The sequence below is a fragment of the Actinomadura sp. KC345 genome (genome assembly GCF_004348515.1).
GTDB lineage: Bacteria > Actinomycetota > Actinomycetes > Streptosporangiales > Streptosporangiaceae > Spirillospora.
Window position 1 is genome coordinate 1 of the sequence record NZ_SMKH01000440.1, and the last position, 4,783, is coordinate 4,783.

Below are 4,783 nucleotides of genomic sequence, written 5' to 3' on the forward strand. Positions count from 1 at the left end.
GGGCGACAGCCCGGCGCGAGCGGTCAACTCGTCAAGGTGCTTCGCCGTGAAGGCGCGGAACTTGCGACCTGTGGGCCGCACTGCGGGCGCCGCGTCGTTCACCAGTGTCACGTGTTGGTACTCCTTGGAGTCAGCGGGGAACCGCGCCTGCCCGTCGGGCGCATGAGGCGGACGCCGGCCGTTCGCCGCAGCTGGTCGACTGTCCGGATCGCCGGCATCGATCTGGCTTCCGACCGACGACAGTCCGGGAAATCCCTCGGACGACAAGCGGATGCGCTCGCTCGCGCGGCCGTGGACGGCTCAGCCGCCCTTCTGGACGCGGTGGGTACAGACGGGCTTGGCGTGGGCGACCCGGTCGACGTTCACGACGGCGACGACGGTCAGGCAGTAGTCCACGCTCGGGTTCAGCGCGCTGACCACGACCTTCGCGGTCCCCGGCGGGGCGCTTGCCAGGGTGGAGGGTGTGCGTCCGGTGGGCCCGCCGACGACGTAGTGCGCGGCCCGGCCGCCGCTGCGGTCCGCCCAGGTGACCTCGATGGAGACCCGGCCGTCGACGATGCCCACCCGGCCGGGCGTGTACTCCGTGACCGGGCGCACCGCGGTCGGGGTGGACGTGGGCACGCGCCCGGGGCCCGCCTGCGGGGGCTGGGGCCGCGATGTCCTCGCCGGGGACGACCGCGGGGACTTCGCCTGCGGATGCCGCTCGCCCGCCCCGCCCGAGGCGGACAAGCCCACCGCGATGACTGCCACCAAGCCGAGCATGAGCACCGTCAGGGCGGCCAGGGCGGGCTTGCGACGGCCGCCGCGGCCCGGAGCGACGGACGCGGCGGTGCGCATCTCCTCCTGGGGGTCGAGGGTGTCACCTGGCTCGGGTGCCGTGTCGTCCCAGGCCCAGCCCGTCAACCCCTCCCAGTAGGTTGACGGTTCGGAACCGTCATCCGGGTTCGCCTCGAACGCCTCGACGGATGCTTCGGAACCGTCGCCCGAGCCCGCCTCGAACGCCTTGACGGGTGGTCCTGGAACGTCTCGCGTGCCCTCTTCCAGCGCGTCGATGAACGCTCGCGCTGTCGGATACCGGTCAGCGGGCTCGCTCGCCATCGCGTGCGCGAGCACCTCGGCCAGCCACTCCGGCACGTCGTCGCGCGGCACTCGCGGAACCGCCTCGTTCAACGCCCCTTCGTGTACCGCCCACCGGTCGTCGGCGGTGAACGGGGGATGCCCGGCCAGCAGGCTCCACAGGGTCGCGGCGAGCCCGTACACATCGGACGCGGCGGTCGCCGGTTGCAGCCGCAGCACCTCGGGCGCGGCGAACCTCGGGTCGATGCGCTCCGGGTCGAGCTGTTCGGGTGCACCCGGCGCGGATTGCGCCGCCAGGCCCCGGAGCGAGGCCGCCCCCGCCAGCAGCGGCCCCTCCTCGCCGCGCAGGATCCGGTCCGGAGTGACGTCGCCGTGGACCAGTCCTTCCTCGTGCAGCGCCTGGAGCCCCTCGCCCACCGAGACGGCGATCCCGACCGCCTCCTGGAGGGGCAGTGGCCGTCCCGGTGCGCACGCGCCCGCGCCGCGATGGACGATCGATGGCTCGCCGTGCCCCGGAACGCGCTCCGTAGGTTCCCGCTCGCCGCCGGTATCGCCCCTGACCGAGGTGACGGTTTCCTCGTCGCCGTTCGCGGACCGTGGTCGTTCCCGGGGGCGGGCGGCCGGCTCGGCAGCCGCCATGTCGGGGAGCGTCCAGGGTTCCGGGGGCGGCTCGGGTTGGAGGTCCGGCCGGGCGCGGCTCGCCGGCTCGGCGGCACCGACGGTCGCCAGAAGGTCCGACACGCTCATCGGGGCCGTGGACGCGACCACACCCGGGCCGAAGACGTCACCGCGTTCGGTGAAGAAGCCGTGCACGACCACCGTGAACCCGCTGGCGGCCAGCCCGTTGGCCAGGCGGGGGACGCTGCCCCCGGGGATGTCCTCGTCGAACCCGGGAGCGAACATGAACGCGGCCGGCGAGTGCACCCTGCCGCTCTTCGACAGCTCCCGGAGCCCGGTGGCGGAGGCGGCGTCGAACACGGTCGGGAACCGCCCGGTGTCGCGGAGCTTCCGTGACAGGCCCTGGTCGCCCGCCACGACGACGTTGGGCGCAGTAGTCATCACACGTAGTCCTCAGCGCTGTGGTGGTCGGCCGGACCGAGCTCGGTCCGGCTTTCTCTGGAACGGATAGTGCGGGCAAGTGGCGCTATGCCAACCCGCCATCGCCGGGCGATCCGCACACCTTCCAGGAGCCGGGCCCGGCGCTTTTCCACTCCCCGCGGCGCCACGATTCGACTGCCGGCTACGGGGAATGTCGATAAAGCCGACCACGATGCTCTCGGGCATGTGAGCGCCCTCCATGCCCAGCCGCCACGGGTGCGTACGCTCCCCATACTCGTGACCTGCGGGACCGCCGGCCCCTGGAATCTTCCAGGAGTGGCAGCGTCTGCCGCCATGCCATCCTCGTCCACCGGGTTGCCGCGCACAGATTCGGCGGCGGTCCGGTGGACGGATGCTCACGGGGCATTGCATGGCCCTTGCCGAGTTGACCGCCCGCGAACGTGTACCACTCGCAACGCGGCGAGGGAGACGGATGAACACCGCACAGTCGATCAGTGCCGAGCATCCGGCACGAGAGGACTTCCATACCCGAAACGGTGAGCTCTTCGCACGTCGCAAAGTGCTTCTGGAGCAGCTCGCCGCCGTGCGCACCATGATGGAAGCCGGTGAGCCGGACACCGGCCTGGAAACGGCGCTGCGCAGAGCCCAGCATGAGCTGGAGGACATCACTCTGGAGATCGTCCAGCTGAACCTGGGGCTCGTCCGTAGGTACGTCGCCATCTTCACCTACCCGTCCGGCGAACACGTCGAGGACTTCGAGAGCGCGGGCAAGATGGGGTTGCTCTGGGCGATCTCCTCCTACGATCCCGCCCGGGGGTCCCTCGCCCAGTGGGCGTTCAAACCCATCCAGCGGGAGGTGCTGCGCGCGGTCCGGGACGCCGAGCATCCCAATCTCGCTCCCGGGGACTTCGAGAAGCGGCCCGCCATCCTGGCCGCCAAGCAGGCCATTCTGGAGGAGACCGGACCGGACGCGGCGGTGGACCACACCGCCGTCGCCAGGCGCGCCGGGGTGACCGAGGCCCAGGCGCGCCGGGTCCTGAACCCGCCCCGCATCGAGACCCTGCACCCGCTCGGATCGGGTCAGGGCGATGAGTTCAGGGCACCGGAGAACTGGCTCGCCGACTCCTCGCCGTCCACCGAGGACAGGGTGCTGCTTCGTCTCGACCTGAGCGCCCTCGGTGACGGCTTGCCGCACCTCCATCGCCGCGAGCGGTACGTGCTGGTACGGCGGTTCGGGCTCGACGGAGAACCCGAGCAGTCGCTCCGCGTCATCGGCGAGCGGCTCGGGTTGTCCCCCGAGGGCGTCCGCCTGATCGAGCGGAAGGCGCTCACGAAACTCGGCGAGACCATCGCGGACACGTCACCGGAGCCCGGGGACGTGTCGGACCGGCGCGCCCATCGCGCGCCCCGGCGCGGGCTGTCGTGAATCGCTCACCATGAAGGGGGCCTCTTGACGACCCGGGAGAGAAGCACCGCGAGCACCCGGGCACGTGTCGGTGGCTGGGGCATGGCCGTCCTGATCACCTTGGCGCTGGTGGCGACGCTGCTCGGCGGTGGCCGGATCGGCCACGCCACCCAGGCGTCCGACGGCAGTGCCTGGCTCTGGAGCCGGACGGCGGGCGAGGTGGGGCGGGTCGATCCGGACAGCGGCCGGGTCGAGCGGCGCCGCGAGGTGACCGACTCCCGCGGCCACCGGGTACGGGTGACCCAGAACGACCGGAACCTTCTCATCCATGATCTGGATACCGGCCGGGTGTCCTCGCTCGATCTCAGTGGCCTGGGGTTGTCGGGACGGCTGGACGTCGGCACCCGCGGCGACCCGCACCTGGTGATGGGCGCCACCGCCGCCGCCGTGATCGAGCGCACCACCGGCGCGGTGCGCGCGCTGGACCCCGCCACGCTGCGTCCCGTGGGGCCGGTCCTGCAGCTGCCGGGACCGGTGGTCGGCGGCGAATTCGACGGTGCCGGGCGGTTGTGGGTGGCGGTACCTCGGCAGGGCACGGTCGCGGCGTTGGAGGTCTCCGGCCGGGGCGCCGCCGTCATACGTACCATCGAGGTCGCCGAGCCCGGCCGCGAGCTCGCCCTGAGCGTGCTGGACCAGGGCGCGCTGGTGGTCGACCGCGGCGGCCGTGACCTGGTGGTCGTGAACGGCGACGACACCCGCCGGGTCAAGGCGCCGGTCCCGCTCACCGGGGCCCTCGTGCCCGATCGCACCCATGGCACCCTGGCCGCGGTCACCGTCCCCTCCGCCGGATCGGTGGTCACGCTGGGCGATGTGACCAAGGGCGGCCCGGTGCTGGAGTTCGCGCTGCAGGACCCGATCCAGGAGCCGGCGGTGCCGTTCGCCGGCAAGGTCTACGTGCCCGTACGGGAGACCGGACAGGTGCGGGTGCACGATCCCGCTGGACGGCAGACCGGCGTGCTGAACATGCCGGAGGGCCGCGGTGACCTGGACCTCCAGGTCCGTGAGGGCAACCTGTTCGTGAACGCGCCCGGAAGCCCGGACGCACGGGTCGTGGGCCCCGACGGCCGGGTCCGGCCGGTCGGCAAGTACCCCGCCGGCTCCCGCGAGGGGGGCGAACGCCCGGATGGGACGCCGCCCGGGGGCGGCCCGCCGCCGGTGGATGCCCCGCCCCTGGAGCCGCGG

2 protein-coding genes and 1 pseudogene are annotated in these 4,783 nt (G+C 72.6%); 2 read left to right on the plus strand and 1 reads right to left on the minus strand.

Going from position 1 to position 4,783, the window contains the following annotated elements:
* Positions 1-300: 300 nt before the first annotated feature.
* A complete protein-coding gene (locus E1281_RS37590) occupies positions 301-2,136 on the minus strand; it encodes a protein kinase (protein WP_131884467.1) in 1,836 nt (611 codons plus the stop codon).
* 472 nt (positions 2,137-2,608) lie between these two features.
* Here E1281_RS37590 and E1281_RS37595 point away from each other — a divergent pair, with 472 nt between their 5' ends.
* Together E1281_RS37595 and E1281_RS37600 are read left to right on the plus strand one after the other, a co-directional pair.
* The gene (locus E1281_RS37595; RefSeq protein WP_165959280.1) at positions 2,609-3,562 is read left to right on the plus strand and encodes a sigma-70 family RNA polymerase sigma factor; all 954 of its coding nucleotides are present in this window, start codon (positions 2,609-2,611) and stop codon (positions 3,560-3,562) included.
* Positions 3,563-3,586: 24 nt separating this feature from the next.
* A pseudogene (locus E1281_RS37600) lies at positions 3,587-4,783 on the plus strand (hypothetical protein); the annotation flags it as partial.